The sequence below is a fragment of the Streptomyces sp. CB00455 genome (assembly GCF_001905445.1).
Taxonomy (GTDB): Bacteria; Actinomycetota; Actinomycetes; order Streptomycetales; family Streptomycetaceae; genus Streptomyces.
The window spans coordinates 163,216-188,893 of sequence record NZ_LIVQ01000006.1; the positions used below are offsets into that span (position 1 = coordinate 163,216).

The following is a 25,678-nucleotide window of genomic DNA, read 5'->3' on the forward strand; positions in this document are numbered from 1 at the left end:
GCCAGGTGGGGCCGTTCAGCTCGCGCTCCCGGCAGGCCCGGCCGCTGCGGGGTGGTCGCCGCCGCGGATCTGGTCCACGGCGTGCGGGAGGATGCGGGAGAGGACGGCGATCCCGTCGCGGACCCCGCCCGTCGACCCCGGCAGATTGACGATCAGGGTGCGCCCGGCGACGCCCGCCAGGCCCCGGGACAGGGCGGCGGTCGGCACGTTCGCCATGCCTTCGGCACGGATGGCCTGGGGGATGCCCGGGATCTCGTAGTCCAGCACCCGCGCCGTGGCGTCCGGGGTGCGGTCGGTCGGCGAGATGCCGGTGCCGCCGGTGGTCAGCACGACGTCGTAGCCGGCCGCCACGCCCTCGCGCAGGGCCTGCTCGACGGGGTCCCCGTCCGGCACGACCCGCGGGCCGTCGACCACGAAGCCGAGCCGCTCCAGCGCCTCGGCGAGCAGCGGGCCGCCCCGGTCGGCGTAGACGCCCCGCGAAGCCCGGTTCGAGGCCGTGACCACCAGGCCGCGCGGCGCGGGCGCGCCGCCGGCCGCGGACGGGGCGGCCCCGGTGCCGGCTCCTGTGTCTGCTCCGGTGTCGGCTCCTGTGTCGGCCCCGGTGTCGGCTCCGGGCGCCGGGAGGTGGCTGTGCACCTCGCCACCGCGCGGGGCGTTCACGAGCGCGCCCAGTCGCCGGACTTGCCGCCGGTCTTCTCCTCCACCCGGACGTCCGTGATGACCGCGCCCTTGTCGACGGCCTTCACCATGTCGATCACGGTGAGCCCGGCGACCGCGACGGCGGTCAGGGCCTCCATCTCGACACCCGTGCGGTCCGTCGTCCGGACGGTGGCCAGGATCTCCACGGCGTCGTCGGCGACCGACAGGTCCACCTTCACGCCCGACACGGCCAGCGGGTGGCAGAGCGGGATCAGGTCGGGGGTCTTCTTCGCGCCCATGATCCCGGCGATCCGCGCCGTGGCGAGGGCGTCACCCTTGGGCACGCCCTCACCGCGCAGCAGCTCGATCACCCGGGGGGAGACGAGGACGCGTCCGCTGGCGCGGGCCGTCCGGGTGGTGACGTCCTTCTCGGAGACGTCGACCATCCGGGCCGCACCGGCCTCGTCGATGTGGGTCAGCCTGCTCTGCGTACTCATACTCTGCGTGCCGCTTCCGTCCGGGCCCCCGGGGGGCCTGTGTGGTGCAACACGCTACCCGCACCCACCGTTCCTCAGCCGAGCAGGACCACTTCGAGCTCGGCCCCGGGCTCCACCGAGGTGACGTCCTCCGGGACGACCATCAGCGAGTCGGCGTGCGCCAAGGCGGCGATCAGGTGCGAGCCCGATCCGCCGACCGGGCTGACGGTGCCGCTCTCGGGGTCGTACGCGCCGCGCAGGAACTGGCGGCGGCCGGCCGGGGATCCCAGCGCCTTGTCGGCCTTGAGCACCGCCCGCACCGACGGCCGGCACACCTCGGACTGCGGCAGGCCCATGAGCGCGCGGATCGCGGGGCGGACGAACAGCTCGAAGGAGACGTAGGAGGAGACCGGATTGCCGGGCAGGGCCAGCAGCGGGGTGTGGTCCGGTCCGATGGTGCCGAAGCCCTGGGGCTTGCCCGGCTGCATGGCGAGCGCCCGGAAGTCGATCCCGCCGCCCGCGACGTCCTGCGCCCCGTCCTCCCCCTCGCCCCCGTCCTCGCCGCCGCCGGCGGAGAGCGAGGTCAGCGCCTCCTTGACGACGTCGTACGCGCCGACGCTCACACCGCCGGTCGTCACCAGCAGGTCGGCCCGGATCAGCTGGTCCTCGATGGCGGCGCGCAGGGTGTCCGCGTCGTCCGCGACGGCGCCGACCCGGTAGGCGATGGCCCCGGCGTCCCGGGCGGCGGCGGCCAGCGCGAAGCTGTTGGAGTCGTAGATCGTCCCCGCGGTCAGCGCCTCGCCCGGCTGGACCAGCTCGCTGCCGGTGGACATGACGACGACGCGAGGGCGCGGACGTACCCGTACGGTGCCGCGCCCGATGGCGGCCAGCAGCGCGATCTGCGGGGGCCCGAGGACGGTGCCGGCCGCCAGGGCCAGGTCCCCGGCCTGTACGTCGCTGCCGCGGGAGCGGACGTGGGCCCGCGCCCCGGCGGGGCGGTACACGCGCACCTCGCCGGCCGCTCCCTCGGGGGCGGCGCTGGCCGGGGCCATCCGGGAGGCGGCGCCCCCGCCCGTACCGCCGTCGGTCCATTCGACCGGTACGACGGCTTGCGCGCCGGGCGGCAGCGGGGCCCCGGTCATGATGCGGGCAGCCTCGCCGGGGCCGACGGCGGGCAGGTCCCCGCTGCCGGCCGCGACGTCCCCGATGACCGTCAGCACCGCGGGGAACTCCTCGGTCGCGCCCTGGACGTCGGCCGTACGGACGGCGTAGCCGTCCATGGAGCTGTTGTCGAAGGGCGGGAGGGCGACGGGCACGGTGACGTCCTCGACCAGGACACAGCCCTGGGCGTCCAGCAGCTGGAGCTCGATGGGCTCCAGCGGCCGGACGGTGGCGAGGACGTCCGCGAGGTGCTCGTCCACCGACCAGAGGCGCTGCTCGCCCGTGGGCCGGCCGGTGTCCTGCGGTGCGGAACTGCTCAAGGTCCTACATCTCCTCCGTGACGTAGTGGTGAAGCCAGGTGCGGAACTCCGGGCCGAGGTCGTCCCGCTCGGCGGCGAGACGGACGATGGCCCGCAGGTAGTCCCCGCGGTCGCCGGTGTCGTAGCGGCGGCCCCGGAAGACCACGCCGTGCACCGGACCACCGACGGACTCGTCGGCCGCCAGCTTCTGCAGGGCGTCGGTGAGCTGGATCTCCCCACCGCGGCCCGGCTCGGTCTCCCGCAGTATGTCGAAGATCGCGGGATTGAGGACGTACCGTCCGATGACCGCGTAGTTGCTGGGGGCGTCCGCGGGGTCGGGCTTCTCGACGAGACCCGTGATCCGGACCACGTCCTGCTCGTCCGTGGCCTCCACGGCGGCGCAGCCGTAGAGGTGGACGCTGGCCGGGTCCACCTCCATGAGCGCGATGACGGTGCCGCCGGTGCGGGCGTAGATCTCGGCCATCTGACGCAGCAGCGGGTCGCGGGGGTCGATGAGGTCGTCGCCGAGCAGGACGGCGAAGGGCTCGCGGCCCACGTGCGGCTCGGCGCACAGCACGGCGTGACCGAGGCCCCGCGGGTCGCCCTGGCGGACGTAGTGCATGGTCGCCAGGTCGCTGGACTCCTGGACCTTCTTCAGCCGGTCGTCGTCGCCCTTGGCGATGAGGGCCGACTCCAGCTCGTAGTTCCGGTCGAAGTGGTCTTCGAGGGCACGCTTGTTACGCCCTGTGATCATCAGTACGTCGTCGAGCCCGGCCGCGACGGCCTCCTCGACCACGTACTGGATGGCCGGCTTGTCCACGACGGGGAGCATTTCCTTCGGGGTCGCCTTGGTCGCCGGAAGGAAGCGAGTGCCGAGGCCCGCGGCCGGAATCACGGCCTTCTTGATCACGGGGTGCAACATAGTCATGCCCCGAACGATAGTGGCTTCCGTCGAACGCCAGGCCAGACCGCAGTGAGTAGGTCCACTTATATGACGATTTCATGAGGATATTTGAATCCGCTGTGACACAGAACCCGCTCTCCGCTTCCGCCAAGGCCGGCCTGCGCCGGGAACTGCTCGCCGCGCGCCGCGCCTTGTCCCCCGAAACCTGCAGCACCGCGGCCGCCGCACTCGCCGTCAGGGCCCTGGAACTGCCCGAACTGGCCGGTGCGCACACGGTGGCGGCGTACGTCTCCGTCGGTACCGAGCCCGGCACCCGCGCCCTGCTCGACGCGCTGCGTTCGGCCGGCAAGCGCGTGCTGCTGCCCCTGCTGCTGCCCGACAACGACCTCGACTGGGCCGCCTACGACGGCCCGGAGGGGCTGGCCGCGGCCGCCCACCCGGGCCGGATGCGGCTGCTGGAACCGACCGGTCCGGCGCTCGGACCGGACGCGGTGACCGGGGCCGACACCGTGCTGCTGCCCGGACTCGCGGTGGACGGGCGCGGGATGCGCCTGGGCCGCGGCGGGGGCTCGTACGACCGGGTGCTGGAGCGGCTGGAACGCGCCGGAGCCCGGCCCGCGCTGGTCGTGCTCCTCTACGACGACGAGGTGGTCGCGCGGGTCCCGGAGGAACCGCACGACCACCCCGTCCAGGCGGTGGCCACCCCCTCGGGGGTGCGCCGCTTCGGCCCCTGACCCTACGAGCCCTCGGGCTTGAGGGTCAGGGTGTCGACGGTGGCCTTGTCTACCGCCTCCTTGCCGAAGGGCCAGTCCAGCAGCTCGCCCTTGCCCCACATCGTCGTCTGGTCGGTGTAGTTGCCGTGGTACGCGTGGCCGGAGGCGCCCGTCAGGTTGATGTAGCGGGACTTGTCGAGGTCGTTGAGGTTGACGACCATCCGCATGGAGGGCACCCAGGTGACCCCGTAGCCGCTGGAGGCGTTCCAGCCGGTCGCGTTGACGGTGGCCTCGCCGCCGCCCAGGTTCCACGGGCCGCGGTTGAGGAGCCACTGCATGTAGCCGGGGCCCTCGGTGCCGATCGTCTGGTTCTTCAGCGTCAGCTGGTGCAGGCGGCCCCAGCTCCAGGTGGACTGGTCCTTGCCGAGCTTGGCCGTCAGCTCCCAGCGGGCGTCCTCCATGGCCCGTGCGAACAGCTCGTCGCGGGTGGTGACCGCCGGGGCGGTGATGCTCTTCTTCGGCGAGCTCCACCAGGGGGACTTCTCGTCCTTGACGAGGCGGCGGACCACCTCGAACCAGCGGTCGCCGCCGTCGGGCTGCGCCGAGTCGGAGCCGCGGGTGCCGCATTCGCGGACCGTCTTGGCGAGGTCGTCGGCCGGACCGGTGCCGTTGCTGCGCACGTTCATGCAACTGCCCTCGATGCGCAGCTCCTTCGGCATCTTGTCGCCGAAGGCCAGCTTGAGGATGTTGCGCCAGACCGCGTTGAAGTAGGCGGCGGCCGCGGAGTCGGGCTCCTGGGTGTAGTTCCAGCCGTCGAGGAGCTTCTGCGCGGAGCGCACGGCCGGATCCGAGACCTCGATCTTGGCCAGCATCGGGGTCAGCAGCGCGGCGATCTCGCTGCTGTTGTCCATCTGCATGGTGCGCATGTCGTCGGTCGAGATCTTGCCGCTGTCCTTGATCTTCGCCTCGATGAGGTCGTTGATCCGCTGGCTGCGGGCGCCGTAGCCCCAGTCGGTGGTCAGCAGGTTCGGGTACTTGCCCGCGCCGGTGCCCGGCTCGGCCACGGCCTGGTTGGCGGTGACGATGTAGCCGCGGGAGGGGTTGAAGTCCCAGGGCAGCTCGTTCTGCGGGATGTAGCCGTCCTTGCCGTCCTTGCCGGCCTTCCAGGCGTACTTGGAGTCCCAGCCGGGGGCCGGCATGCGGCCGTCGCCCTGGCCGCGGACCGGGATCCGGCCCGGGGCCTGGTAGCCGATGTTGCCCTTGTTGTCGGCGTAGATCATGTTCTGCGAGGGGACCTCGAAGTCGGCTGCCGCCTGGCGGAAGGCCGCGAAGTCCTTCGCCCTGTCGAGCTTGAAGACCGCGTCCATCGACTTGCCCGGGTCCAGGGCGGTCCAGCGCAGGGCCACGGCGTAGCCGTCGCCGCGGTCGGGGGCGGAGCTCGCGACGGGAGCGCGGTCGCCCACCGAGGCGAGCTCCTCGCTGCGGTCGGAGATCAGCGGACCGTTGTTGGTGGTGCGGACGGTGATCTTCTTGCTTGTGCCGCCCGCGATCTTGATGACCTCTTCGCGGGTGGCGAAGGGGACCACCTTGTTGTCGTAGACGTAGCCCTCGGGCCTCACCTGCTCCAGGTAGAGGTCGGTGACGTCCGCGCCGAGGTTGGTCATGCCCCAGGCGATGTCGGCGTTGTGGCCTATGACGACGCCGGGCATGCCGGAGAAGGTGAAGCCGGCCACGTCGTACTGGCAGCGCTCCGAGGCCGCGCGGCAGTGCAGGCCCATCTGGTACCAGACCGAGGGCAGCTGCGGGGACAGGTGCGGGTCGTTCGCGAGCAGCGGCTTGCCGGTGGTCGTGTAGCGGCCCGAGACGACCCAGGAGTTCGAACCGATGCCGCTGCCGTTGGGGCCGAGGATCGCGGGGATCTCGTCCAGGGTCTCGGCGAGCGAGGTGAGCTGGGTGCGCAGGCCCACGGTCGCGCCCTGCGCGGTGGCGTTGTCGGCGAGCCCGGTGGACGATCCGGCGGCGGAGTTCGCGGAGACCGGCGAAGCGGGAGCGCTGCCGGAGCCCGAGCCGCCGGCGGAGCCGCCGCCCGTGGAACCGGCGCCGGCGGAGCCGCCCTGGGGCGTGTACTTGCCGCCGTCGACCTTGCCGCCGTCGACGATCGGCCTGTTCCGGTCGTAGGGGTACGGCGGGTAGAGCTCGTCGATCTGCGCCGGCGTGAGCTTGCTCGCCATCAGCGCGCGGTCGATCTCGTCCTGCATGTTGCCGCGCAGGTCCCAGGCCATCGCCTTGAGCCAGGCCACCGAGTCCACCGGCGTCCACTGCTCGGGCCGGTAGCCGTCGCTCAGCTTGAGGGCGGCGTGCTCGACGGAGAGGTCCTTGCCGGACTTCCCCTTCAGGTACGCGTTGACCCCGTCGGCGTAGGCCTGCAGGTACTTCTTCGTGGGCTCCGAGAGCTTGGTGTCGTACTCGGCCTGGGCCACCTGGCGCCAGCCCAGCGTGCGCAGGAAGGCGTCGGTCTCCACCTGGCCCGCGCCGAACATCTCGGAGAGCCGGCCCGAGGTCATGTGACGGCGTACGTCCATTTCCCAGAACCGGTCCTGCGCGTGCACGAAGCCCTGCGCGCGGAAGAGGTCTTCGTCGCTGTCGGCGTAGAGCTGGGGGATCCCGTGCTCGTCGCGCTTGACGTCCACGGTCCCGGCGAGGCCCGGCACCTTGAGGGATCCGGTCGTCTGGGGGAAGGAGGCGCGCACGCTGTCCACGCTCCAGTACGCCCCGTAGCCGAGGCCCGCGAAGAGAGCCAGGACCAGAACGAGCACGATCAGACGGGCGCGTCGTCCCTTCTTCTTGACGGGAGGAGCGGATTCGTTGGCGGGCATCGCTGTCCTTAGAGGGGCAGGGTGGTCCTGGGAGTGCTGGGAGCAACCATAGGCGCAGGACCGTACTCGTTGATCCGCCAGGGGTCGGGCTGCCGAGGACAAGGGCGGAGCGCCGTTTCACAATGTGGGTATCACGTAAAGACTCCGTCAAAGATTAGGTAAAGTAACGAAGTACTTGCCGGATGCGCCCGCCCGGGAGGAACGATCCGCCGGGCGTGCTACGAGGAAAGGGCCGCCCGCTGACTGTCCACACGCTCAATGAGCTTCTGCTGGTCTGCTCGCTCGTGCTGCTCGTCGCCGTCGCGGCGGTACGCATCTCTTCACGCAGCGGCCTTCCCAGCCTGCTCATCTACCTCGGCATAGGCATCGCGATAGGCCAGGACGGCATCGGCAACGTCGTATTCGACAACGCCGAGCTGACTCAGGTCATCGGTTATGCCGCGCTCGTCGTGATCCTCGCCGAGGGTGGTCTGGGCACCAAGTGGAAAGAGATCAAGCCGGCCCTCCCGGCGGCGGTCACGCTGTCGCTGGTGGGCGTCGCGATCAGTGTGGGCATCACGGCCGCGGGGGCGCACTACCTCGTCGGCCTGGAGTGGCGCCAGGCCCTTCTGATCGGCGCGGTCGTCTCCTCGACCGATGCCGCGGCCGTGTTCTCGGTCCTGCGCAAGGTCCCGCTCCCCTCCCGGATCACGGGTGTGCTGGAGGCGGAGTCCGGCTTCAATGACGCACCCGTCGTCATCCTGGTCGTGGCCTTCTCGACGGTGGGGCCGGTGGACCAGTGGTACGTCCTCCTCGGAACGATCGCCTTGGAGCTGGCGATCGGCGCCGCGATCGGCCTGACGGTCGGTTTCCTCGGCGCGTACGGCCTGCGGCACGTGGCACTGCCCGCCTCGGGCCTCTACCCGATCGCCGTGATGGCCATCGCCGTGACGGCGTACGCGGCCGGCGCGATGGCGCACGGTTCCGGCTTCCTCGCCGTCTACCTGGCCGCGATGCTGCTCGGGAACGCGAAGCTCCCGCACTGGCCGGCCACGCGGGGGTTCGCGGACGGGCTCGGCTGGATCGCCCAGATCGGCATGTTCGTGCTGCTGGGCCTGCTGGTCACGCCGCACGAGCTGGTGCACGACTTCTGGCCGGCCGTGGTCATCGGGCTGGTGCTGACGATGGTGGCGCGGCCGCTGGAGGTCTTCGTCAGCCTGCTGCCCTTCCGGATCCCGTGGCAGGAGCAGGTCCTGATGTCGTGGGCCGGCCTGCGCGGCGCCGTGCCCATCATCCTGGCGACGATCCCGATGGTGTCCGGGATCGAGGGCAGCGACCGGGTCTTCAACATCGTCTTCGTGCTGGTCGTCGTCTACACCCTGGTGCAGGGGCCGACCCTGCCGTGGCTGGCGCGCACGCTCCGGCTCGGGGACTCGGAGGAGTCCGCCTCGGATCTCGGCATCGAGTCGGCGCCGCTGGAGAAGCTGCGCGGGCACCTGCTCTCCTTCGCGATCCCGCCCGCCTCGCGGATGCACGGGGTCGAGGTGGGTGAGCTGCGCCTGCCGTCGGGGGCGTCGGTGACGCTCGTGGTCCGGGACGCCAAGAGCTTCGTACCGGCGCCGTCGACGGTGCTGCGGCGCGGGGACGAACTGCTGGTCGTCGCGACCGACCCGGTGCGGGACGCCGCCGAGGCGCGGCTGCGGGCGGTGGCGCTGGGCGGCAAGCTGGCCGGGTGGCTGGGGACGGGCGGGCACGGACCCGCGGGGCGGCGGTGATCGAACGGCCCCGCGGCCGTGGCCCGGTCCGGTGCGGGCGGGCAGCGCCCCGCACGTCGGAGCGCCGTTCTCGTTCCGCCGTCTCCGCCGGCGTTTGACCCGGTATGGCCGCGCACGGCGGTCCGTCGCGCGAAGCCCGCGTCAATCCCAGGTGAGGGTAGGCGTTGTCGCCGTAATCACAGGGCGTGACCGAGGCTTTCCCTGTACGATGAAGGCACACCAGATCGAACCAACTCTGCCTGACGCAGAGCTGGCGCGACCGCAAAGCGGCCGTGGCACCCTCCCGCAGTGGGCGCCCAGGTATCACTCGGTTCTGCGCAAGAGGACAGCTCTCGGGGCTCCCACATGTACGGGTGCGGTCGCTCACGAGGCGGCGCACCGTCCGCAGACGGGGACGCTCTACCAGGCAGCGGAAAGGCAAGGCCGTGACATCCGCGGTCACGACCGACACGTCCGCCCGCCCCGGTTACGGGCAGCTCCTGCGCACTCCCGGCGCCCTCGGCTTCGTACTCCCCGGCTTCGCCGCCCGGCTCCCCTTCGGCATGCTGACCATCAGCATCCTGCTGCTCATCCAGCACACCACCGGCTCCTACGGCAGCGCGGGCGTCGTCGCCGCCGTCACCGGCATCTCGATGGCGCTGTCCGCCCCCCTGATGGGCATCTTCACCGACCGGCTCGGCCAGAGCGCCGTCCTGGTGCCGGTGGTCCTCACGCACGCCACCGCCGTCAGCGGCCTCGCCGCACTCGCCCTGATGGGCGCGCCGGTGTGGGCCCTGGCGCTCGCGGCCGTCCCGGCCGGCGCCTCGGTGCCGCAGGTCGGGCCGATGGTCCGGGCCCGCTGGGCGGCCAGGCTCGAAGGTTCGCCCCTGCTGCCGACGGCCGCGGCCTTCGAGTCCGTCACCGACGAGTTCACCTTCGTCGTCGGCCCGGTCCTGGCGACCGCGCTGTGCACCGGCGTCCACCCGGCCGCCGGCCTGGTCACCGAGGCCACGCTGACGCTGCTCGGCGGCCTGCTCTTCGCGGCCCGCCGGGCCACCCAGCCCAAGCCGCACGCCCCGTCGGCCACCGGTGAGAAGCGCGCCTTCGCGCTGTCCTACCCCGGCCTGCGCGTCCTGATCTTCGCCTTCCTCGGGATCGGCGCCGTCTTCGGCGGCATGCAGGTCTCGCTCGCCGCCTTCTCCAACGAGATCGGCAACCCGGGCGCGAACGGCCTGCTCTACGGCGTCTTCGCGGCCGGCAACATGATCGCGGGCATCGTCTGCGGTGCGGTCGCCTGGAAGATCGGCCCGCGCCGCCGGCTGATCCTCGGCTACCTGGGCCTGACCGCCGCGGCGTCGGTCCTGTGGGCCGCCGACTCGATGATCGTGCTGGGCGCGCTCGGCCTGGTCGTCGGCCTCTTCATCGCCCCGGCCCTGATCACCGGTTACACGATGGTCGAGCAGCTCGTACCGGCCGGCGCCCGGACCGAGGCCTTCACCTGGCTGACCGGTTCCATCGCCTTCGGCCAGGCCATCGCCGTCACGCTGGCCGGCCGCCTGACGGACGCGCACGGTTCCTCGTACGGCTTCCTGGTCCCCATGGCGGCCACCGCGCTCGCACTGGTCACCCTGCTGGCCCTGCGCGCGAAGCTGGCGCCGAAGGCCCCGAGCCGGATCGTGAACACCTCCGCGCCGGCCGCGCCGTCGCAGCCCGCGGCGGAGGCGCGCGGCCGGGTGAACGAGCGTGGGATGGGTCACCGCAGGCCGGTGACGGTGGACTGATCCGCCGGAATACGTCACCATGGAGCGTCGTTAGCACTCATTGAGTGAGAGTGCCAGGAGGAAATTCGTGCCGACCTACCAGTACCAGTGCACCGAGTGCGGTGAGGGCCTTGAGGCCGTGCAGAAGTTCACCGATGACGCGCTGACCGCGTGCCCGAACTGTGACGGACGCCTGAAGAAGGTGTTCTCCGCGGTCGGCATCGTCTTCAAGGGATCCGGTTTCTACCGGAACGACAGCCGCGGCGCTTCGTCGAGCAGCACCCCCGCCTCGAAGCCCGCCCCGTCGTCGACGACGTCGGCCCCCGCCGCCGCGTCTGCCGCTTCGTCCTCCTCGGCGTCGTCGGGCACGAGCAGCAGCTCCACCTCGGCTGCCTGACCGCTCCGCGCCGGACCCCGCCGCCCCTTCGGGCAGCGGGGTCTTCGGCATGCCCGGTTAGGGTGTGGTCCATGGTGAACGCAGAGATCGGTGTCATCGGCGGCTCGGGCTTCTACTCCTTCCTGGAGGACGTCTCCGAGGTCCCGGTGGAAACCCCGTACGGGCCTCCCAGCGACTGCCTGTACGTCGGTGAGCTGGCCGGCCGCCAGGTGGCCTTCCTGCCGCGGCACGGGCGCAGCCACACCGTCCCGCCGCACAGGATCAACTACCGGGCCAACCTGTGGGCGCTGCGCTCGGTCGGTGTCCGCCAGGTGCTGGGCCCGTGCGCGGTCGGCGGCCTGCGCGCCGAGTACGGCCCGGGCACGCTCCTCGTTCCCGACCAGCTCGTCGACCGTACGAAGTCGCGGGCACAGACCTTCTTCAACGGGGAGCCACTGCCCGACGGCAGCGTCCCGAACGTCGTGCACACCACCTTCGCGGACCCGTACTGCCCGGTGGGGCGCGGGGTGGCGCTGGCGGCCGCGCGGGGCCGCGACTGGGAACCCGTGGACGGCGGCACGATGGTCGTCATCGAGGGCCCGCGGTTCTCGACGCGCGCCGAGTCGCGCTGGCACGCGGCGGCGGGCTGGTCCGTGGTCGGCATGACCGGGCACCCTGAGGCGGTCCTAGCCCGGGAACTGGGGCTCTGCTACACCTCGATGGCGCTGGTCACGGACCTGGACGCGGGTGCAGAGACGGGCGAGGGCGTCTCCCACACGGAGGTCCTCAAGGTCTTCGGCGAGAATGTCGGCCGGCTGCGCGAGGTCCTCTTCGACGCGGTGGCCGCGCTCCCGGCGACGGAATCCCGGGCCTGCCTGTGCACGCACGCCCATGACGGGTGGGACCTGGGGATCGAGCTGCCGTAGGGCCCCGCCCGCCCCGGGGGTGACCCGTGGGGGTGACGGGGTTGTCCACAAGGCGGGGGTCGTCCACAGGGCGGAGCGGGATCGGGCGGAAGGCCGGATCGTGGGCGGTGTCCGGGCGCAGGGTCCGGGCACAGCGACTCGATCCGTCTGGTGGTGGCCCTCATGTCCCGTACGTCCGTGCCCTTTTCGGCGTCTTGCGACCCGCCCCCCGCAGCCCCTGTGCCGGGCTCGCCCCGAGCCTCCTCGCCGGGCCTCCCGGCGCGCACCTCCCAAGGCTTCCCGGCGGGCTCGTCCCAGGGCGTCCCGCCGGGCTTTTCGTCCGGTTCTTCGCCCGGCCCTTCGTCCGGTTCTCCGTCCGGTTCTCCGTCCGGCTCCGCGCCGGCCCCGTCCGTGGCGTTCTCTCCCGGCGACTTCCCGGGTGCCTGCTCTTCCACGTGTCCCCCCGCGCGGCCCGTCCCGCCGTTTCCGCCGCTGCGGGTCGGGCGGGACGGGGACCGGCTGCGCCGGGCCCTGAGGCGGCGGCGCAGGGCCATCGCGGCGGGACTGGCCGTCGCGGCGGCGGCGCTGGCCGTGGGCGGGACGGAGGCCCAGGCCTCCCGGGCCGCGCCGCCGCCCGAAGTGAAACCGTCGCCCGCGGCGGTGCGTACGGTGTCGGCCCCGGTGCGCATCGCGGACGCGGCGACGGTGCGGCTGCTGCGCCCCGGCGACCGGGTCGACGTGGTGGCGGCCGAGCGGGCGGGGCCGCCGCGGCTGGTGGCGGCCGGGGCGCGCGTCGCCGCCGTTCCCCCTGCGGAGCAGGACGCCCGGGACGGCGGGGCGCTGGTGGTCCTGTCGGTGCCCCGGGACACCGCGCGGGAGCTCGTGGGGGCGGGCACGACGGCCCGACTGGCGGTGACGTTGTGCTGATGCGCACGGGCGGGCGGTCAAGTCCCCACGGAACGGACCTCGCGGGGACAGGCCGCGCCCGGACTGCCGTAGCTTTCGGAGGCATTGGCTCCGTGTTCTGCATATGTGAAGAAAGGCTCAGTGGTGAGCGAGAAGAAGCAGGAGAGCGTCCTGGCGGGCTTCAAAGCCTTCCTGATGCGCGGCAACGTGGTCGACCTCGCGGTCGCCGTGGTCATCGGCGCGGCGTTCACGAACATCGTGAACTCCATCGTCAAGGGGATCATCAGCCCGCTGGTGGGAGCCATCGGGACGAAGAACCTGGACGTCTACAAGTCCTGCCTGAAGAACCCCTGCGGCCTCGACGCGAGCGGTCAGCCCACCGGTGTCGAGATCCTCTGGGGGTCGGTGCTCAACGCGGCGCTCACCTTCCTGATCACCGCTGCCGTCGTGTACTTCCTGATGGTGCTGCCGATGGCGAAGTACCTCGCGAAGATGGAGGCGCGCCGCAAGGCGAAGGAGGGCGTGCAGGAGACCATGGAGATCACCGAGCTGGAGGTGCTCAAGGAGATCCGGGACACGCTGGTCGCCCAGCGCGCCGCGAATGGCGGGGGCAGCGTCGCTCCGGGGTCGCGCGACGCGTTCTAGCGGCGGCCGCCGCCCCGGCGGTTCAGATGTGGTGCGGGGGCTTCTCGTCGAGGAAGCGGGCCAGGTCCGCCGCGCTCCCGCCGGAGGGCGGCCGCTCGCCCCAGCCCCGGTCGGTGTCGTCCGAGGACTGCTGGTCCAGCGGGTCGTCGAAGACGAGCCGTGCCTTGGGCCGGGGCTTGCCGGTCTCGGGCACGGGAGGGACGCCGGTCTGCGCGGGCTGCGGGTCGGAGCCGGGGGCGGTGCTCATGCCTCCAGGGTACGGCCGGGGCGGCCGCGCCTTCCCCGCCCGGCTCCGCCCCCGTGTCCGGTGCCGGTCAGCCCCGCCGGGACCGCCGCCACCGGGACCGCCGGCGTCCGCACCGCCGGGGCGGACCGGCACCGGTCCGCCCGGGCTACCGCCCGGGTCCGGGCCGCGCGTCCGGGCCGCCGGCGCCCGCTTCCTCTGGTCTGCTGGCGGGTATGTCCTACACCCGCATGACCGCCCGCAACCGCGCCGAGGACCACCGCGCGTCCACCCCGCTGGAGCTGTTCTTCGACCTCTGCTTCGTCGTCGCGATCGCGCAGGCCGGTGCCCGATTGGTGCACGCGCTGGCCGAGGGGCATCCCGGCGCCGGGGTCACCGGCTATTTCTTGGTCTTCTTCGGCGTGTGGTGGGCCTGGATGAACTTCACGTGGTTCGCCTCCGCCTACGACTGCGACGACGTCCCCTACCGGATCGCCACGCTCGTCCAGATCGCCGGCGTGCTGGTCTACGCGGCCGGGGTGGGTCGCGCCTTCGACGGGAACGACTGGAGGGTGGCCGTCATCGGCTACCTGATCATGCGCGTGGCGCTCACCGCGCAGTGGCTGCGCGCCGCCGCAGGAGAGAGCGGAGCGGCCCGCACGGCCGCGCTGACGTACGCGGCGGGCCTGGTCCTGTGCCAGGCCGGCTGGGTGGCGCTGCTGTTCGCCCCCGAGGGCTGGCGGCGCTGGCTGTTCCTGGTGCTGGTGGTGTGCGAGCTGCTGGTCCCGGTCGTCGCCGAACGCGGCCACCAGACGCCGTGGCACGCCCACCACATCGCGGAGCGGTACGGCCTGTTCACCATCATCGTGCTCGGCGAGACGATCGCCGCGAGCACGGTGGCGGTGAAGTCGGCGATCGACGAGCACGAGGCGCTTGGCGAGTTGCTGCCCCTCGCCGCCGGCGGCCTGCTGATCGTCTTCGCGGCTTGGTGGATCTACTTCGCGGTGCCGATGCACGAGCGGCTCATCTCCAACCGGGTGGCCATCCCGTGGGGTTACGGCCACCTGCTGATCTTCGCCTCGGGCGCGGCGATCGGCGCGGGCATCGAGGTCGCCGTCGAGCACGCGGTGGGGAAGGCGCACATCTCCCAGCTCGCCGCGAACGCCTCCGTCACCGTCCCGACCGCGCTGTTCCTGATCATGGTGTGGCTGCTGCACTCCCGGCACTTCAAGCGCGGCCCGGCCCAGCAGCTGATCCTGCCGCTCTCCGCCGCCGCCGTCCTCGCCTGCACCTGGTCGGGCACGTACGCGGTCCTCTACGCGGGCCTGGTCGCCACCGCCACGGTGGCGGTCGGCGTGACCCTCTCGGAGAGGCCCGCAGCGCACCACCCGACCCCGCCGGCGGTCGGGGCACGGCGCTGACGAGAAGGGCGCGCGGGCAGCGGCGCGGGGCCGTTCGCGGCGCCGCACCCGTCACCCCCGCGCCCCCCGGCCGTTCTCCAGCGCAGGACGACGCGTCACCACTGGAGGCAGGCCATGACACTCCCGGCACCACGACACGGCACCGGCGCCGCCGACCCCGCCGCCCCCGGACGGGAGCTGGCCGAGCCGGGTTTCTGGCAACTCCCCCCGGAGCGCCGCCTGGCGGCCTTCGCCCGCCTGCGCGCCCTGGACTCCCCCGTCTTCGTCCCCGAAGGGCCGGGCCACTGGGCCCTCGTGCGGCACGCCCAGGTCCAGGAGGCCAGCCGTCTGCCCAAGGTCTTCGCGAGCGCCCCCGGCGTGACCACCCCCGAGCCGGCTCGCTGGGTGCGGGCCCTGTTCGGGGACTCGATGGTCAATCTGGACGGCGCCGACCACGCCCAGTTGCGCAAGATCGTCCAGCGGGCCTTCACGCCCCGTCTGCTGGCGGCCGCCGAGGAGGACATCCACGCGGTGGCCGCCCGCATCGTGGACGACGTCCTCACCGGGCAGCCCGACGAGTTCGTCTCGGCGGTGGCCTCACGGCTGCCCCTGGAGGTCATCTGCAACATGATGGGCATCCCGGAGCACTACCGGGCGGAGATCGCCGACCGGGTCGACCACGCCTCGGAGAACATCGGCGTGGAGCGCGGGCTGGCCGCCCGGCTGCGGATGCCCGGCCGCGGGCTGCGCGCGCTCGCCCGGATGCAGCGGATGGTCGCCCGCATCGGACGGGAGCGGCGCAAGAACCCCACGGACGACCTGATCTCGGCGCTGGTGTGCGCGAATGTCGACGGCCAGGCCCTCGGGACCCGCCAGCTCGGCGCGTTCTTCTCCCTGCTGATGGTGGCGGGGGTGGAGACCACGCGCAACGCGATCACGCACGGCCTGACCCTGCTGACCGACCATCCGGACCAACGGGACCTGCTGCTGTCGGACTTCGAGAAGTACGCCGACGGGGCGGTGGACGAGATGATCCGCCACTCGACCCCGATCATCCAGTTCCGCCGGACGGTCGCCGCCGAACACACCCTGGGCGGGCACCTGTTCCGCCCGGGCGACAAGGTGGTCCTCTACTACGCCTCCGCCAACCGCGACGAGGCCGTCTTCCCCGACCCCGACGCCTTCGACATCACCCGTTCCCCCAACCCGCACCTGGGGTTCGGCGGCGGCGGCCCGCACTTCTGCCTGGGGGCACACCTGGCGAGGGTCGAGATGAAGGCGCTGTTCCGCCAGTTGCTGACCCGGCCGGTCGGGCTGCGGGCGGTCGGACTGCCGGACTTCGCGGGGTCGAACTTCGACAACCGGGTCCGCTCGCTGAAGTTCGCCTTCGAACGGCCCTGAGCCCGCCCTCGGAGGGGTCGGCCGCCGGGCGGGCCGGCAGCCCGGCGGGGTCCCCCGGACGAGGTCCGGGGGGCGACCTCGGGTCACGCATCCGGTGCGGCGGCTACTTCTGCAGGCGCCGCACGGCGAGGACGCAGTGGGCGCTGCTGGTCAGCACCGACTCGTCGCCCGCGAACTCCTGGAGGGTCCTGGCGTCGACCGGCCGGCCGGGGACCGCCTCGGGCCAGGCGCGCGTGGCGAAGAGGAAGTACGCCTGCCCGCTCTCGTCCGCGGCGGCGACCCACTCGTCGGGGGCGGTGCACTGGGCGTTCATCCCGGGCAGGGTGAGCGCGATCTGGTTGCCCTCCAGCAGGATCTGCACGGGGAAGGCGGCCGGGTTGCGGGTGCCGTCCATGACGACGTCGCCGATGGGAAGGCCGATCTCCTCCAGCAGCCCCCGGGCCGCGGCCTCCCCGGCCTCCCGGCCCTGCGGTCCGTCACCGAGGCTGTAGGCGAGGAGGTAGGGGATGTCGTGGGCCTCGGAGGGGTCGCCGATCCAGGCGAGCACCGAAAGGGTGCCGAGCTGGGACCGGTCGATTTCGGCTTGAGTAGAAGTCATGCGCCGCACCCTAGTGGGATCTCCCGGGTGCCTTTCCGGCCTTTCACCCGGGCGGGTTAGACGGCCCAGAATCCCTCTCCGGTATTCGCCTGCACGTTCGCGTCCTGGTACTGGAGCCGCACGACGCGCACGTTTTCCGGGATTTCGAACACCACCCAGCCTTCGGCCCGCTCACCCACCGCGAGGGAATCGAAGACGAGCGGTTTGCCGGTCGTCAGTTCGCCGGTGGGCACCACCGGGTGGCGCTGCCCCGCGCTGTCGTGCGCCCACATGTGCCCGAGGGACCCGTAGGCGGACCCGCCGACGTTGACGAAGGACATCGAGGCGGCCACCCAGCGCTTCCCCGCCGGCGGCGCGAAGTCCTTCTCCACACTGACCGCCGGGTCCACGTACGCGCGCAGCTCGGCCTGTAGGTGCCGCCCGACCTGGGCGCCGTGCACCCGAACGGACTCGCCCACACGGGCGACCTTCACCCCGTCGCGCCCGGGGTCCTCCCCGGCGGCCCCCGGCGCCCCGTCGTCCCCCGGCACGGCCGGCGCCGCCGCGGGCGCGAGGGCGGCTTGCTCCGGTGCGCCCTGGCAGGCCGTGGCACCGAACAGCAGCAGCGGCAGGAGCGCGCCCGCGAGGACGGGGAGACGGGCGGGAAAGCGGACGGGAAAGAAGCCGGGAAAGCGGGCGGAAGCGGCGGACTGGCGCATGCGGGATCCCTCCGGGGACGTATTTCGGCCAGTCTCACGCGCCCGAGCGGGCAATTGCACACACCGACACGAGCACGTGGAGCCGGTTGCCGCCCAACTGCCAGCACAATGCGTTCCGGCGGAATCCCGCCCCCGCATCCACCGGAGGAACGATGGGTATTCACGGAACGCGCATGGCCCTCGCAGGACTGGCGGCCCTGGCCGCCACGGCGGTGTTCACGGCGCCCGCCGGCGCCACCTCTTTCGACCAGGGAATTACCGTACGGTCGTACGGTCACATTTCAGAGGACGGCGCGGTCACCGTTTCCGGCACCTACCACTGCAACACCCCGTCCCCCAGGGGGAAGGTGCAGATCGCGGCGGCCGTCGTCCAGGGCGGCACGCGGCTGGCCTTCGGCGGCGGGGAGGCGGAGTGCGACGGTCGGGAGCACGCGTGGGAGGCCACCGGCTCGCTGCGTTACACCCCGGACGTCCACCCCGGCCCGGCGGTGGCCGAGGCCCGGCTCAACGAGATCCACTTCTCGGGTCTGATGCCGCGCTCGATCGACACGGTCGCGGAGGACCGCCGGGACATCCGGCTGATCGCCCAGTCCTAGGACGAGGACGAGGTGTCCCGTCGATCGGGCGGAGCAGCCCCCGGCCCCGGCCCGACCGGCAGGACGTCCCCCGCGCGCAGCGGCCCGGACGCGCCCGGCCGGTAGCCGCCGCTACCGGCACTCGGGCGCGACGCCCGTCATCGACATGAAGGCGACCGGCCCGCACCCGGGCTCCGGGTGCGGGCTCCCCGTCGTCCCGTCCACGGCCCCCGACAGCCCCAGCAGGGATACGCCAAGCAGGAGCAGGGCCAGGATGCCCGTCGCGGCGCCCTTGCTCAGCCTGCGCACGTCACGATCCGTTTCATGCTCCGCATCATCACCCGGCCGTCCGCACTCCACAACTCGGCGTGACCGTCCGCTCACCACCCGCCCCGGGGGCCGCCCGTGGCGTCGAACTCGCACCACACCGCCTTGCCGTCGCCCCGGGACTCCACGCCCCAGTGCGTGGCCAGCGCGTCCACCAGCAGCAGCCCGCGCCCCGTGGTGGCCGCCTCGCCCGGGGAGCGCCGCCGCGGCCACACGCTGGAGCGGTCCTTGACCCACAGCCGGATCCTGCGGACCGGCTCCGGCAGCACCTCCATGGTCAGCACCGCTCCCCCGTCCGTGTGCAGCAGGGCGTTGACCAGCAGCTCCCCCGCCGCCAGCTCCACGTCGTCGGCCAGATCCGGCATGCCCCAGTCGCGCAGGGCCTGCCGCAGCGCGTAGCGGGCCTCGGAGAGCCCCTCCGGGTCGGCCTGGTGGACGTACTGGTGGATGCGGGGGGCCCGGTGGGTGCCCGGGTCGGGGGCCCGCCGCAGCACCAGCAGGGCCACGTCGTCACCGGAGCCCCAGCGCTCCCAGAGCCGGTCCAGGAGGTGATCGGCGAGCGCCCCCGCCCCCTGGGGGCCGCTGCGGACCGCGTGGGCGAGGGCTTCCATGCCCTGCGTGATGGCCGTCCCCGGCTCCTCCACCAGGCCGTCCGTGCACAGCACCAGGGTCTCCCCGGGGACCAGGTCCAGGCGGGTCTCGGGGAACTCCTCCTGTGCGAAGACCGAGGCCAGGCCCAGCGGCAGGCCGCCCCGCACGTTCGGCCAGCCCGTCCGCCCGTCCGTGTGCCGGATCAGCGGGCCGATGTGCCCGGCGCGCACGGCCCGTACGCCGCCGGTCTCCAGGTCCACCTGGGCGTACATGCACGTCGCGAAGCGCTCGGTGTCCAGTTCCGCCAGGAACCGCGAGGCCCGGGCCAGCACGGTCGACGGGGGATGGCCCTCCCCCGCGTACGCCCGCAGCGCGATCCGCAACTGGCCCATGATGGCCGCCGCGTGCGTGTCGTGGCCCTGGACGTCGCCGACCACGATTCCGACCCGGTCGCGGGGCAGCGCGATCACGTCGTACCAGTCCCCGCCGACCTCCCGCCCGCTCCAGGCGGAGTGGTAGCGGACCGCGATCTCCCCGCCGGTGATCTCGGGGATGCGGCGCGGCAGCATGGCGGCCTGCAGGCCCGTCGCGAACTCCCGCTCCTGGTCGAAGAGGAGCGCCCGCTGGAGCGACTGCGCCACGATGCCCGCCAGGCCCAGGCACAGGTTGCGCTCCTCCGGGCTGAACTCGCTGCGCCGCCGGTAGAACAGCACCAGCCCGCCGATGGCCTTGGCCTGCGCGATCAGCGGCAGGTAGGCGGCCGCGTCGTACTGGATGCGGGCCAGGTACTCCCGGAGCAGCGGGAACTCCTCGCCGAGTGCGGTGAGCGAGGTGACGAACCGTGCCTGCCGGGTGAGCACCGCGTGCGACAGCGGCAGCGAGCCGTCCAGCCGGGTCAGGTTCCGCTCGCCGAGGATCTCCAGCGTTTCGCCGCTGAGCGCGATCATCTTGATGGTGCCGCCCTCGACGAGCCCCAGGGCCAGCCCGTCCGCGCCCAGCCGCTCCAGTGCCCCCGCCCCGGTCAGGGCGGCCGTGACGTCGTCGACCGTCACCGCCCGCGAGAGGGCCTCGGTGGTCCGCTGGACGATCGTCGTCTGCTGGGCGCGGGCCGTCTCCAGCTTGCGCAGCAGCGTGGCCTGGGCCAGCTCCCCCGTCGCGTCCCGGACGATCCCCACGATCCGGTACGGGTGCGCCGTACCGTCGCGCAGCACCCTGCCCTGCGTGTGCGTCCACTGGTCGCGGCCGTCGCGCCGCTGCACCGTGAAGTACGCGCCGTACGTCTCCTCGCCGTTCTCCAGGACCGCGACGACGGTGTCGGCGAGCCGGGTGCCGTCCTTCGCCGGGATCCGCAGCCCGAGTCCTTCGGGGGTGCCGTCGAACTCTCCCGGCTCCAGGTCGAAGACGGCCATCCCGGCCTCGTCCAGGGCCAGCGTGCCGGCGTCCAGGTCCCATTCGAAACTGCCCATGCCGTTCAGCGCGAGCCGTTCCCCCGGCCCCGTCACGGGGGACTGCCGGCCCTGCCCGGGCCCGTCGCGCTCCGCCGCTGCCACCAGACACACCACCTAACGGCCGGGCCAGCACGGCTGGGAGATCAGCCGCTCCCACTCCTCGTCAGGATGCCCCGGAAGGGTGCGTCCGGCCTCCCGCCAGCGCGAGACGAGGGAGAGGTAGATCGGCGGCTGGCCGGTGGGGGAGGCCGTCGCGTACGGGGCACGGTCGTACCCGGCGGACCTGGCCGCGGCGGGCTGTTCCGCGCGGCTGGCGGGAATGCGTACCCAGCCACGGCCCTGTGCTCGCTCCGCGTCCATCGCGGACCCCTCTCACCACGGATCTCACCGCAGATACGTCTTGGGATGCCCGGCTGCGGCCCGGTCGTGCCGCGCGTCCCCGGTGACGTCCGGCAGCGGGCCCCGGGCGCCGAGGCGCTTGCGGACTCCTGCGACCAGTCTCCCCGCCGTGAAGCCCGCGCCGTGCACGAATCGCATGGAAGGGCCGAATGAGGGAGCCGTCAGCAGCCCCGCGAAGAACAGACCCGGCCACGAGGACTCGAAACGGGGGCTCAGCTCCGGCGTGCGGCCGTCGCCCACCGTCGCCAGCGAGGCCCGCAGGCCCGCGTCGAGCAGCCCCAGCCGCTCCAGGTCCGGGGTGAAGCCGGTGGCGGCGATGACGTGCGCCGCGTCCAGCACCACGGACTCCCCCGACCTGGTGGTCAGCCCCAGCCTGGTCCGCTCGCCCACCGCCACCGCCCGGTGCAGGTGGTGCCCGAGCAGCGCGGGAACGCGCCGCTCGAAGCGGTCCCGCAGCCACCAGGCGCCGGCCGGGCCCAGCGCGGTCGCCGCGATCCGCTCGCGGGTGGGGGCGGGCAGCCGCCGCACCGCCCAGGGCAGCTCCGACCACGCCCAGCTGCGCCAGCCGGTGCCCAGCCCGCTGTGCGGCTCGCGCAGGGCGCGCAGCGGGGGCCGGCTCAGCGGCTGCGGCACGGTGTTCCAGTTCAGCCGCGAGCGCCGGGCGACCAGGCACGGCCGGGCGCCGGCCTCCGCCAGCAGGGTGGCGGTCTCCAGGGCCGCCTGCCCCGCGCCCAGCACGGCCACCTCGCGGCCGGCGAAGCGGGTGAGGTCCCGGTGGCCGCTGCTGTGCGAGTAGTGGCCCGGGGGCAGCTCCCGCAGCGCCGGCGGATGGTGGACGAAGGGCATCACCCCGACCGCGAGGGCGACCGTACGGGCGAGCAGTGGCGGTCCCTCGGCGGTGCGGACGAGGAAGCCGCCGCCCTGCGGGGTCACTTCCGTGACGGTCGCCTCCTCCACCTGCGGCGCGGCGCGGCGGGCGAACCACATCCCGTACGCGCTGAACGTGCCGATGGGCAGCGGAGTGCCGTGTTCCGCGGACAGTCCGCGGGTGGCGCAGTAGTCGGCCAGCGTGTATCGCCCTTCCGGAGCGGACAGGTTGGAGGACCAGGGCTCCGACTTCAGGTACATGCCGACGGGCATGTGGTCGCGCCAGGACGCCATGGGCCGCCCCAGCAGCCGTACGCCGAGTCCCGCGGCCGCCGCGTGCGCGGCGATCGACAGCCCGTACGGGCCCGCGCCGACCACCACGAGATCGTCCATCCGCCTCACGGCCGTTCCTCCCGCTCGATGGTCACCGCACCGGCCCGGGCAGCGGCCGGCCCGGACCCGCCCGGCAGCGGCCGGGACCGCCGCGCCCCGCCCGCCCCGCACACCCGCCGGCCCCCGGCCGCCGCGCGGGGCGGGCCGGGGGCGGCCGGCAGACCGGCGCAGGGCGTGGTCAACGGGTCACCAGCTCGTCGGGCTCCGCCGGGGCCTCGGGCGGTACCGGACGGGAGGCGCCCCCGCCCGGGGAGGCGGGCGGCTGCTCCCCGCCGCGCTGGCGCGGGGCGCGGGCCACGGCGCGCGCCGTGCGACGCCCCTGCGCGGGAACACCGCGCAGGGCGCGCGCCCCCTTGCCGAGGCCGCGGCCCAGGAAGGCGCCCACCATCGCCAGGAAGGGCAGCGGGTCGTCCCCGGCGAACCAGGCCGTCTCGACGCGCCCCCGTTCCGCCCCGGGCAACTCCCGCGCCGGCGCGGACGCGCTCCCGGCGGCGCCGGCCGCCGCGCCCGCCGCAGCCGCCTGCGCGGTGGGACCCGCCGCACCCCGCCGGGCCGGGGCGGGGCGGTGCGGCAGCGAGCGGCCGCGCACCGCCGCCAGCAGCGCGTAGTTCTCGGCGACGAACACCCGGCCCGGGCCGCCCGAGGGCGTCGGCACCTGCTGGCCGGTCAGGTCCAGGTACATGGCCTGTACGACGTCCAGCCCGGCCGCGTCCGTGAACAGCCGGAACTGCGCGCCCGGCCGGGGGTTGAAGTCCACCAGCCGGAAGGTGCCCCGCTCGTCCCGGCGGAAGTCCAGGTCCAGGATCCCCTGGTAGCCGAGGCGTTCGGCGAGCCGCAGACCCGCCTCCTCCACGGCCGGATCCGGCAGCCAGCGCCCCACCGCCGTCAGGCCCGTACGCACCGGCCAGGACAGCTCCTTGCGGCCCGACCCCGTGAGCAGCGGGTGGCCGCCCCGGGTGAAGGCGCCGTGGAAGAACCAGTCGGTGTCCGCTCCGGCCGGCAGGAACCGCTGCAGCAGCAGCCGGCTCCCGGCCTCGGCGGAGCGCTCGTACAGCCGGCGCGCCTCGGCGGTGGTGTGCACCAGGGTGGTGCTCCGCAAACCGGCCGCGGCCGGCAGCAGCCAGGGCCGGCTCCACTTGGCGATCACCGGCAAACCGAGCCGCCAGGCGGCCTCCGCGGCTTCGGCCCCGCTCGCCGGGACGACCGTCTCCGGGTGGGGGATGTCCCAGCGTGCGCAGAGCCGGGCGAGCTCCGCCTTGTCGGCGACCCGGGCGGGCAGGTTGTCGGGCTGATGGGGGATCCGGAAACGATCCGTCAGGACAGCGGCCGCGCGCGACACGGCGATCGCGCTCAGATCGTCCATGGCGACGAGCACCGCCGGCCGGCCGATCCGCTCCGACACCCCGGTCAGACAGTCCAGCAGCGCCTGCGGCGCCTCCGGGTCCAGCCCGCCGGCCGGCCCCGCGTGCACGGCGTGCAGGTACCGCGAACGCCCCATGGGGCCTCCCCCGGCCTCGACGACGGCATGGACCTCCACGCCTTTGCGGCCAAGGGATCTGACGGCGCCAAGGGTTCCGTGGTGGAACGGGTTGCGATCGAGTCTGAGCAGAACAGCGGGCACATGGTTGAGATGCGCGTGCATGGCAACGGTGTCTTTCACCTAGTCGGACCAAGCGGGGGTGGTGCGCACCTGCGAATGGCCTACGCGGCAGTCACCGAACAGGCCATTCGTCAGATCTGATGTCTAACGTCTTTGGTAAGCACACCGATTCAGGAAAGCTCGGGAGACGCCATGCCCAGACCACGCCGCCGACTGGCGAGCACCTGCATCGGTACGGTCGCGGCCGGACTGCTCGCCACCGGAGCCGCGCTCGCGGCACCCGGGAAGGACCAGTCCGGGGGCTCGGACATCGCCATGGGCGCCTACCTCGACTACGGGCCGTCCGGTGTGGCCCGCATCCCGTACCTGTCGCGCTGGCTGGGCGGCAGACAGATCCGGGTCGGCCACACCTACCTGCCCGGCGACCGGTGGGCGGGCATCGAGGGGAACGTCGGCTTCCTGCAGGACTGGGCCGACTGGCGGCGCGCCGAGGACGAGCGGATGTTCGTCCTCAACGTGCCCATGCAGGAGCACAACGAGGGCCGCGTGCCCGACCACCAGGTGGCGCAGCTGATCAGGGCGGGCGCCGGGGGCCTGTACGACCGGCACTTCAAGCGGCTGGCCGAGCGGCTGGTGGAGCTGGACGTACCGGACACAGTGATCGTGCTCGGCTGGGAGATGAACGGCAGCACCTACACGCACCGGTGCGGCCCCGATCCGGAGAACTGGAAGGCGTACTGGAGGCGCGTCGTCACCACGATGCGCTCGGTGCCCGGACAGGAGTTCACCTTCGACTTCGCTCCGAACAGGGGGACGGACGCCATCGGCTGGACCAGGTGCTACCCCGGCGACGACGTGGTCGACGTCATCGGCATGGACACCTACGACCAGGGTCCCGGCCGGAGCTTCGACGACCAGGTCACCCAGCCGTACGGTCTCCAGGAGCACGTCGACTTCGCGAAAGCACACGGCAAGCGGATCTCCTACCCGGAGTGGGGCCTGTTCCGGCGGGGGGACAATCCGGAATACGTCCGCCGCATGCTGAAGTGGATCGAGCAGCACAAGCCGCTCTACCACACCATCACCGACTACTGCCCGCACGGCGTGTGGCAGTGCAAGCAGAACCCGCAGTCCGCGAAGGTCTTCCGTGACGCGCTGACGCCGGAGAAGCCCGGCCCGGTGATCCCGACCCCGGTGGTGCCCACGCCCGTGGTGCCCACGCCGGTCGTCCCCACGCCCCACGTGCCCACACCGCAGGTCCCGAGCCCGCAGGTCCCGACGCCCCCGGTCCCCAAGCCCTCGCCCGTGACGCCGTCGCCGCAGGCCCCTGCTCCGACAACCCCGAGCCCGCTCGTCCCGTCGCCGCAGTCCCCGGCCCCGGTGAGTCCGAGCCCCGGGGTCCCGCTCCCCGCCACCCCGGTGCCGGTCACCCCCAGCCCGCAGCTCCCCACGCCACAGGTTCCGGTACAGACGTCCGAGCCCACACCGCAGCTCCCCACACCCGAGGCGCCGGACCCGACCCCGGCCCCGGTCCCCACGCCGGTCACGCCGAGCCCGGCAGCGCCGAGCCCCGTACCGAGCCCGGCCGTGCCGAAGCCCGAGCCCACACCGCCGCAGCCGCCGCAGCCGGCGAAGCCGGCGGTCAACACCATGCAGTGGTGTGTCCCGCTCAACTTCGGCGAATGGCTCTCCAGACTGGTCGGCAGGCAGTCGGTCTGCGTCCAGCTCGACTGGGGCAGGGCATCGGGCTTCTGGCCGTTCTAGA

The 25,678-nt window shown here is 73.1% G+C and carries 25 protein-coding genes; 12 read left to right on the plus strand and 13 right to left on the minus strand.

What is annotated here, in order from left to right:
• Window positions 1-15 precede the first annotated feature (15 nt).
• The 4 genes from AMK16_RS24210 to galU all read right to left on the minus strand — a co-directional run bounded on the left by AMK16_RS24210 (window position 16) and on the right by galU (window position 3,503).
• Entirely contained in the window at window positions 16-507 is a 492-nt protein-coding gene (locus AMK16_RS24210; protein WP_073919634.1) for a MogA/MoaB family molybdenum cofactor biosynthesis protein, read from the minus strand.
• Window positions 508-656: 149 nt separating this feature from the next.
• On the minus strand, window positions 657-1,136 hold the full coding sequence (gene moaC, locus AMK16_RS24215; RefSeq protein ID WP_073919241.1) for a cyclic pyranopterin monophosphate synthase MoaC: 480 nt from the start codon (window positions 1,134-1,136) through the stop codon (window positions 657-659).
• 74 nt (window positions 1,137-1,210) lie between these two features.
• Window positions 1,211-2,596 carry a molybdotransferase-like divisome protein Glp gene (gene glp / locus AMK16_RS24220; RefSeq protein ID WP_073919244.1) on the minus strand — a complete coding sequence of 462 codons (1,386 nt, stop codon included), beginning with the start codon at window positions 2,594-2,596 and terminating at the stop codon, window positions 1,211-1,213.
• Between the two features lie 4 nt (window positions 2,597-2,600).
• Window positions 2,601-3,503, minus strand: coding sequence for a UTP--glucose-1-phosphate uridylyltransferase GalU (gene galU / locus AMK16_RS24225; protein WP_073919247.1), 903 nt, complete (start codon window positions 3,501-3,503; stop codon window positions 2,601-2,603).
• 95 nt (window positions 3,504-3,598) lie between these two features.
• Between galU and AMK16_RS24230 the strand changes: the two genes are divergently transcribed.
• On the plus strand, window positions 3,599-4,213 hold the full coding sequence (locus tag AMK16_RS24230; protein ID WP_443333600.1) for a 5-formyltetrahydrofolate cyclo-ligase: 615 nt from the start codon (window positions 3,599-3,601) through the stop codon (window positions 4,211-4,213).
• A 2-nt stretch (window positions 4,214-4,215) separates the two neighbouring features.
• Here AMK16_RS24230 and AMK16_RS24235 read toward each other — a convergent pair whose 3' ends face one another.
• Window positions 4,216-7,068, minus strand: coding sequence for a penicillin acylase family protein (locus tag AMK16_RS24235; protein WP_073919252.1), 2,853 nt, complete (start codon window positions 7,066-7,068; stop codon window positions 4,216-4,218).
• A 215-nt stretch (window positions 7,069-7,283) separates the two neighbouring features.
• On the opposite strand from AMK16_RS24235, the gene AMK16_RS24240 reads away from it, so the two are divergent.
• From AMK16_RS24240 to mscL, 6 genes are all read left to right on the plus strand, one after another.
• The gene (locus AMK16_RS24240) at window positions 7,284-8,822 is read left to right on the plus strand and encodes a potassium/proton antiporter (RefSeq protein ID WP_242438875.1); all 1,539 of its coding nucleotides are present in this window, start codon (window positions 7,284-7,286) and stop codon (window positions 8,820-8,822) included.
• A 425-nt stretch (window positions 8,823-9,247) separates the two neighbouring features.
• Window positions 9,248-10,582: an MFS transporter gene (locus AMK16_RS24245; protein WP_073919254.1), complete on the plus strand. Its 1,335-nt coding sequence runs from the start codon at window positions 9,248-9,250 to the stop codon at window positions 10,580-10,582.
• 67 nt (window positions 10,583-10,649) lie between these two features.
• On the plus strand, window positions 10,650-10,958 hold the full coding sequence (locus AMK16_RS24250; protein ID WP_073919257.1) for an FmdB family zinc ribbon protein: 309 nt from the start codon (window positions 10,650-10,652) through the stop codon (window positions 10,956-10,958).
• A gap of 71 nt (window positions 10,959-11,029) precedes the next feature.
• Window positions 11,030-11,863, plus strand: coding sequence for an S-methyl-5'-thioadenosine phosphorylase (locus AMK16_RS24255; protein WP_073919260.1), 834 nt, complete (start codon window positions 11,030-11,032; stop codon window positions 11,861-11,863).
• Between the two features lie 660 nt (window positions 11,864-12,523).
• A complete protein-coding gene (locus AMK16_RS38340) occupies window positions 12,524-12,769 on the plus strand; it encodes a hypothetical protein (RefSeq protein WP_338014470.1) in 246 nt (81 codons plus the stop codon).
• Between the two features lie 123 nt (window positions 12,770-12,892).
• Window positions 12,893-13,393 (plus strand): large conductance mechanosensitive channel protein MscL, encoded by a 501-nt coding sequence (gene mscL, locus AMK16_RS24265; RefSeq protein WP_199885548.1) that lies wholly within the window; start codon window positions 12,893-12,895, stop codon window positions 13,391-13,393.
• A gap of 22 nt (window positions 13,394-13,415) precedes the next feature.
• On the opposite strand, the gene AMK16_RS24270 is transcribed toward mscL, so the two are convergent.
• Window positions 13,416-13,640, minus strand: a complete 225-nt coding sequence (locus AMK16_RS24270; RefSeq protein WP_073919269.1) for a hypothetical protein — start codon at window positions 13,638-13,640, stop codon at window positions 13,416-13,418.
• Window positions 13,641-13,852: 212 nt separating this feature from the next.
• Between AMK16_RS24270 and AMK16_RS24275 the strand changes: the two genes are divergently transcribed.
• Both AMK16_RS24275 and AMK16_RS24280 read left to right on the plus strand, forming a co-directional pair.
• The gene (locus AMK16_RS24275) at window positions 13,853-15,037 is read left to right on the plus strand and encodes a low temperature requirement protein A (protein ID WP_073919272.1); all 1,185 of its coding nucleotides are present in this window, start codon (window positions 13,853-13,855) and stop codon (window positions 15,035-15,037) included.
• A gap of 114 nt (window positions 15,038-15,151) precedes the next feature.
• Complete coding sequence (locus AMK16_RS24280; protein ID WP_073919275.1) at window positions 15,152-16,417, plus strand: cytochrome P450; 1,266 nt, start codon at window positions 15,152-15,154, stop codon at window positions 16,415-16,417.
• Between the two features lie 103 nt (window positions 16,418-16,520).
• On the opposite strand, the gene AMK16_RS24285 is transcribed toward AMK16_RS24280, so the two are convergent.
• A complete protein-coding gene (locus AMK16_RS24285) occupies window positions 16,521-17,015 on the minus strand; it encodes a DUF5949 family protein (RefSeq protein ID WP_073919278.1) in 495 nt (164 codons plus the stop codon).
• Window positions 17,016-17,071: 56 nt separating this feature from the next.
• On the minus strand, window positions 17,072-17,713 hold the full coding sequence (locus tag AMK16_RS24290; protein WP_073919281.1) for a DUF4352 domain-containing protein: 642 nt from the start codon (window positions 17,711-17,713) through the stop codon (window positions 17,072-17,074).
• A gap of 173 nt (window positions 17,714-17,886) precedes the next feature.
• On the opposite strand from AMK16_RS24290, the gene AMK16_RS35270 reads away from it, so the two are divergent.
• Entirely contained in the window at window positions 17,887-18,309 is a 423-nt protein-coding gene (locus AMK16_RS35270) for a DUF6299 family protein (protein ID WP_107417231.1), read from the plus strand.
• Window positions 18,310-18,420: 111 nt separating this feature from the next.
• Here AMK16_RS35270 and AMK16_RS36720 read toward each other — a convergent pair whose 3' ends face one another.
• The 5 genes from AMK16_RS36720 to AMK16_RS24315 all read right to left on the minus strand — a co-directional run bounded on the left by AMK16_RS36720 (window position 18,421) and on the right by AMK16_RS24315 (window position 23,811).
• On the minus strand, window positions 18,421-18,597 hold the full coding sequence (locus AMK16_RS36720; protein WP_199885549.1) for a hypothetical protein: 177 nt from the start codon (window positions 18,595-18,597) through the stop codon (window positions 18,421-18,423).
• Window positions 18,598-18,668: 71 nt separating this feature from the next.
• Window positions 18,669-20,756 (minus strand): SpoIIE family protein phosphatase, encoded by a 2,088-nt coding sequence (locus tag AMK16_RS24300; RefSeq protein ID WP_107417232.1) that lies wholly within the window; start codon window positions 20,754-20,756, stop codon window positions 18,669-18,671.
• Window positions 20,757-20,768: 12 nt separating this feature from the next.
• Window positions 20,769-21,014 (minus strand): hypothetical protein, encoded by a 246-nt coding sequence (locus AMK16_RS24305; RefSeq protein ID WP_073919289.1) that lies wholly within the window; start codon window positions 21,012-21,014, stop codon window positions 20,769-20,771.
• Window positions 21,015-21,038: 24 nt separating this feature from the next.
• The gene (locus AMK16_RS24310) at window positions 21,039-22,313 is read right to left on the minus strand and encodes an NAD(P)-binding domain-containing protein (protein ID WP_073919292.1); all 1,275 of its coding nucleotides are present in this window, start codon (window positions 22,311-22,313) and stop codon (window positions 21,039-21,041) included.
• A 178-nt stretch (window positions 22,314-22,491) separates the two neighbouring features.
• Complete coding sequence (locus tag AMK16_RS24315) at window positions 22,492-23,811, minus strand: carboxylate--amine ligase (protein ID WP_242438876.1); 1,320 nt, start codon at window positions 23,809-23,811, stop codon at window positions 22,492-22,494.
• Between the two features lie 27 nt (window positions 23,812-23,838).
• Between AMK16_RS24315 and AMK16_RS37430 the strand changes: the two genes are divergently transcribed.
• Both AMK16_RS37430 and AMK16_RS24320 read left to right on the plus strand, forming a co-directional pair.
• Window positions 23,839-24,054, plus strand: a complete 216-nt coding sequence (locus tag AMK16_RS37430) for a hypothetical protein (protein WP_242438877.1) — start codon at window positions 23,839-23,841, stop codon at window positions 24,052-24,054.
• Between the two features lie 51 nt (window positions 24,055-24,105).
• Window positions 24,106-25,677 (plus strand): glycosyl hydrolase, encoded by a 1,572-nt coding sequence (locus AMK16_RS24320; RefSeq protein ID WP_073919297.1) that lies wholly within the window; start codon window positions 24,106-24,108, stop codon window positions 25,675-25,677.
• The last annotated feature ends 1 nt before the right edge of the window (window position 25,678 follow it).

What these genes read in the sequence shown, in the direction of transcription:
- moaC (WP_073919241.1), bottom strand. Translation starts at nt 1,136, where the DNA reads ATGAGTACGCAGAGCAGGCTGACCCACATCGACGAGGCCGGTGCGGCC.
- galU (WP_073919247.1), bottom strand. Translation starts at nt 3,503, where the DNA reads ATGACTATGTTGCACCCCGTGATCAAGAAGGCCGTGATTCCGGCCGCG.
- AMK16_RS24235 (WP_073919252.1), bottom strand. Translation starts at nt 7,068, where the DNA reads ATGCCCGCCAACGAATCCGCTCCTCCCGTCAAGAAGAAGGGACGACGC.
- AMK16_RS24255 (WP_073919260.1), top strand. Translation starts at nt 11,030, where the DNA reads ATGGTGAACGCAGAGATCGGTGTCATCGGCGGCTCGGGCTTCTACTCC.
- AMK16_RS24270 (WP_073919269.1), bottom strand. Translation starts at nt 13,640, where the DNA reads ATGAGCACCGCCCCCGGCTCCGACCCGCAGCCCGCGCAGACCGGCGTC.
- AMK16_RS24275 (WP_073919272.1), top strand. Translation starts at nt 13,853, where the DNA reads ATGTCCTACACCCGCATGACCGCCCGCAACCGCGCCGAGGACCACCGC.
- AMK16_RS24280 (WP_073919275.1), top strand. Translation starts at nt 15,152, where the DNA reads ATGACACTCCCGGCACCACGACACGGCACCGGCGCCGCCGACCCCGCC.
- AMK16_RS24285 (WP_073919278.1), bottom strand. Translation starts at nt 17,015, where the DNA reads ATGACTTCTACTCAAGCCGAAATCGACCGGTCCCAGCTCGGCACCCTT.
- AMK16_RS24290 (WP_073919281.1), bottom strand. Translation starts at nt 17,713, where the DNA reads ATGCGCCAGTCCGCCGCTTCCGCCCGCTTTCCCGGCTTCTTTCCCGTC.
- AMK16_RS35270 (WP_107417231.1), top strand. Translation starts at nt 17,887, where the DNA reads ATGGCCCTCGCAGGACTGGCGGCCCTGGCCGCCACGGCGGTGTTCACG.
- AMK16_RS24305 (WP_073919289.1), bottom strand. Translation starts at nt 21,014, where the DNA reads ATGGACGCGGAGCGAGCACAGGGCCGTGGCTGGGTACGCATTCCCGCC.
- AMK16_RS24310 (WP_073919292.1), bottom strand. Translation starts at nt 22,313, where the DNA reads ATGGACGATCTCGTGGTGGTCGGCGCGGGCCCGTACGGGCTGTCGATC.
- AMK16_RS24315 (WP_242438876.1), bottom strand. Translation starts at nt 23,811, where the DNA reads ATGGGGCGTTCGCGGTACCTGCACGCCGTGCACGCGGGGCCGGCCGGC.
- AMK16_RS37430 (WP_242438877.1), top strand. Translation starts at nt 23,839, where the DNA reads ATGGACCTCCACGCCTTTGCGGCCAAGGGATCTGACGGCGCCAAGGGT.
- AMK16_RS24320 (WP_073919297.1), top strand. Translation starts at nt 24,106, where the DNA reads ATGCCCAGACCACGCCGCCGACTGGCGAGCACCTGCATCGGTACGGTC.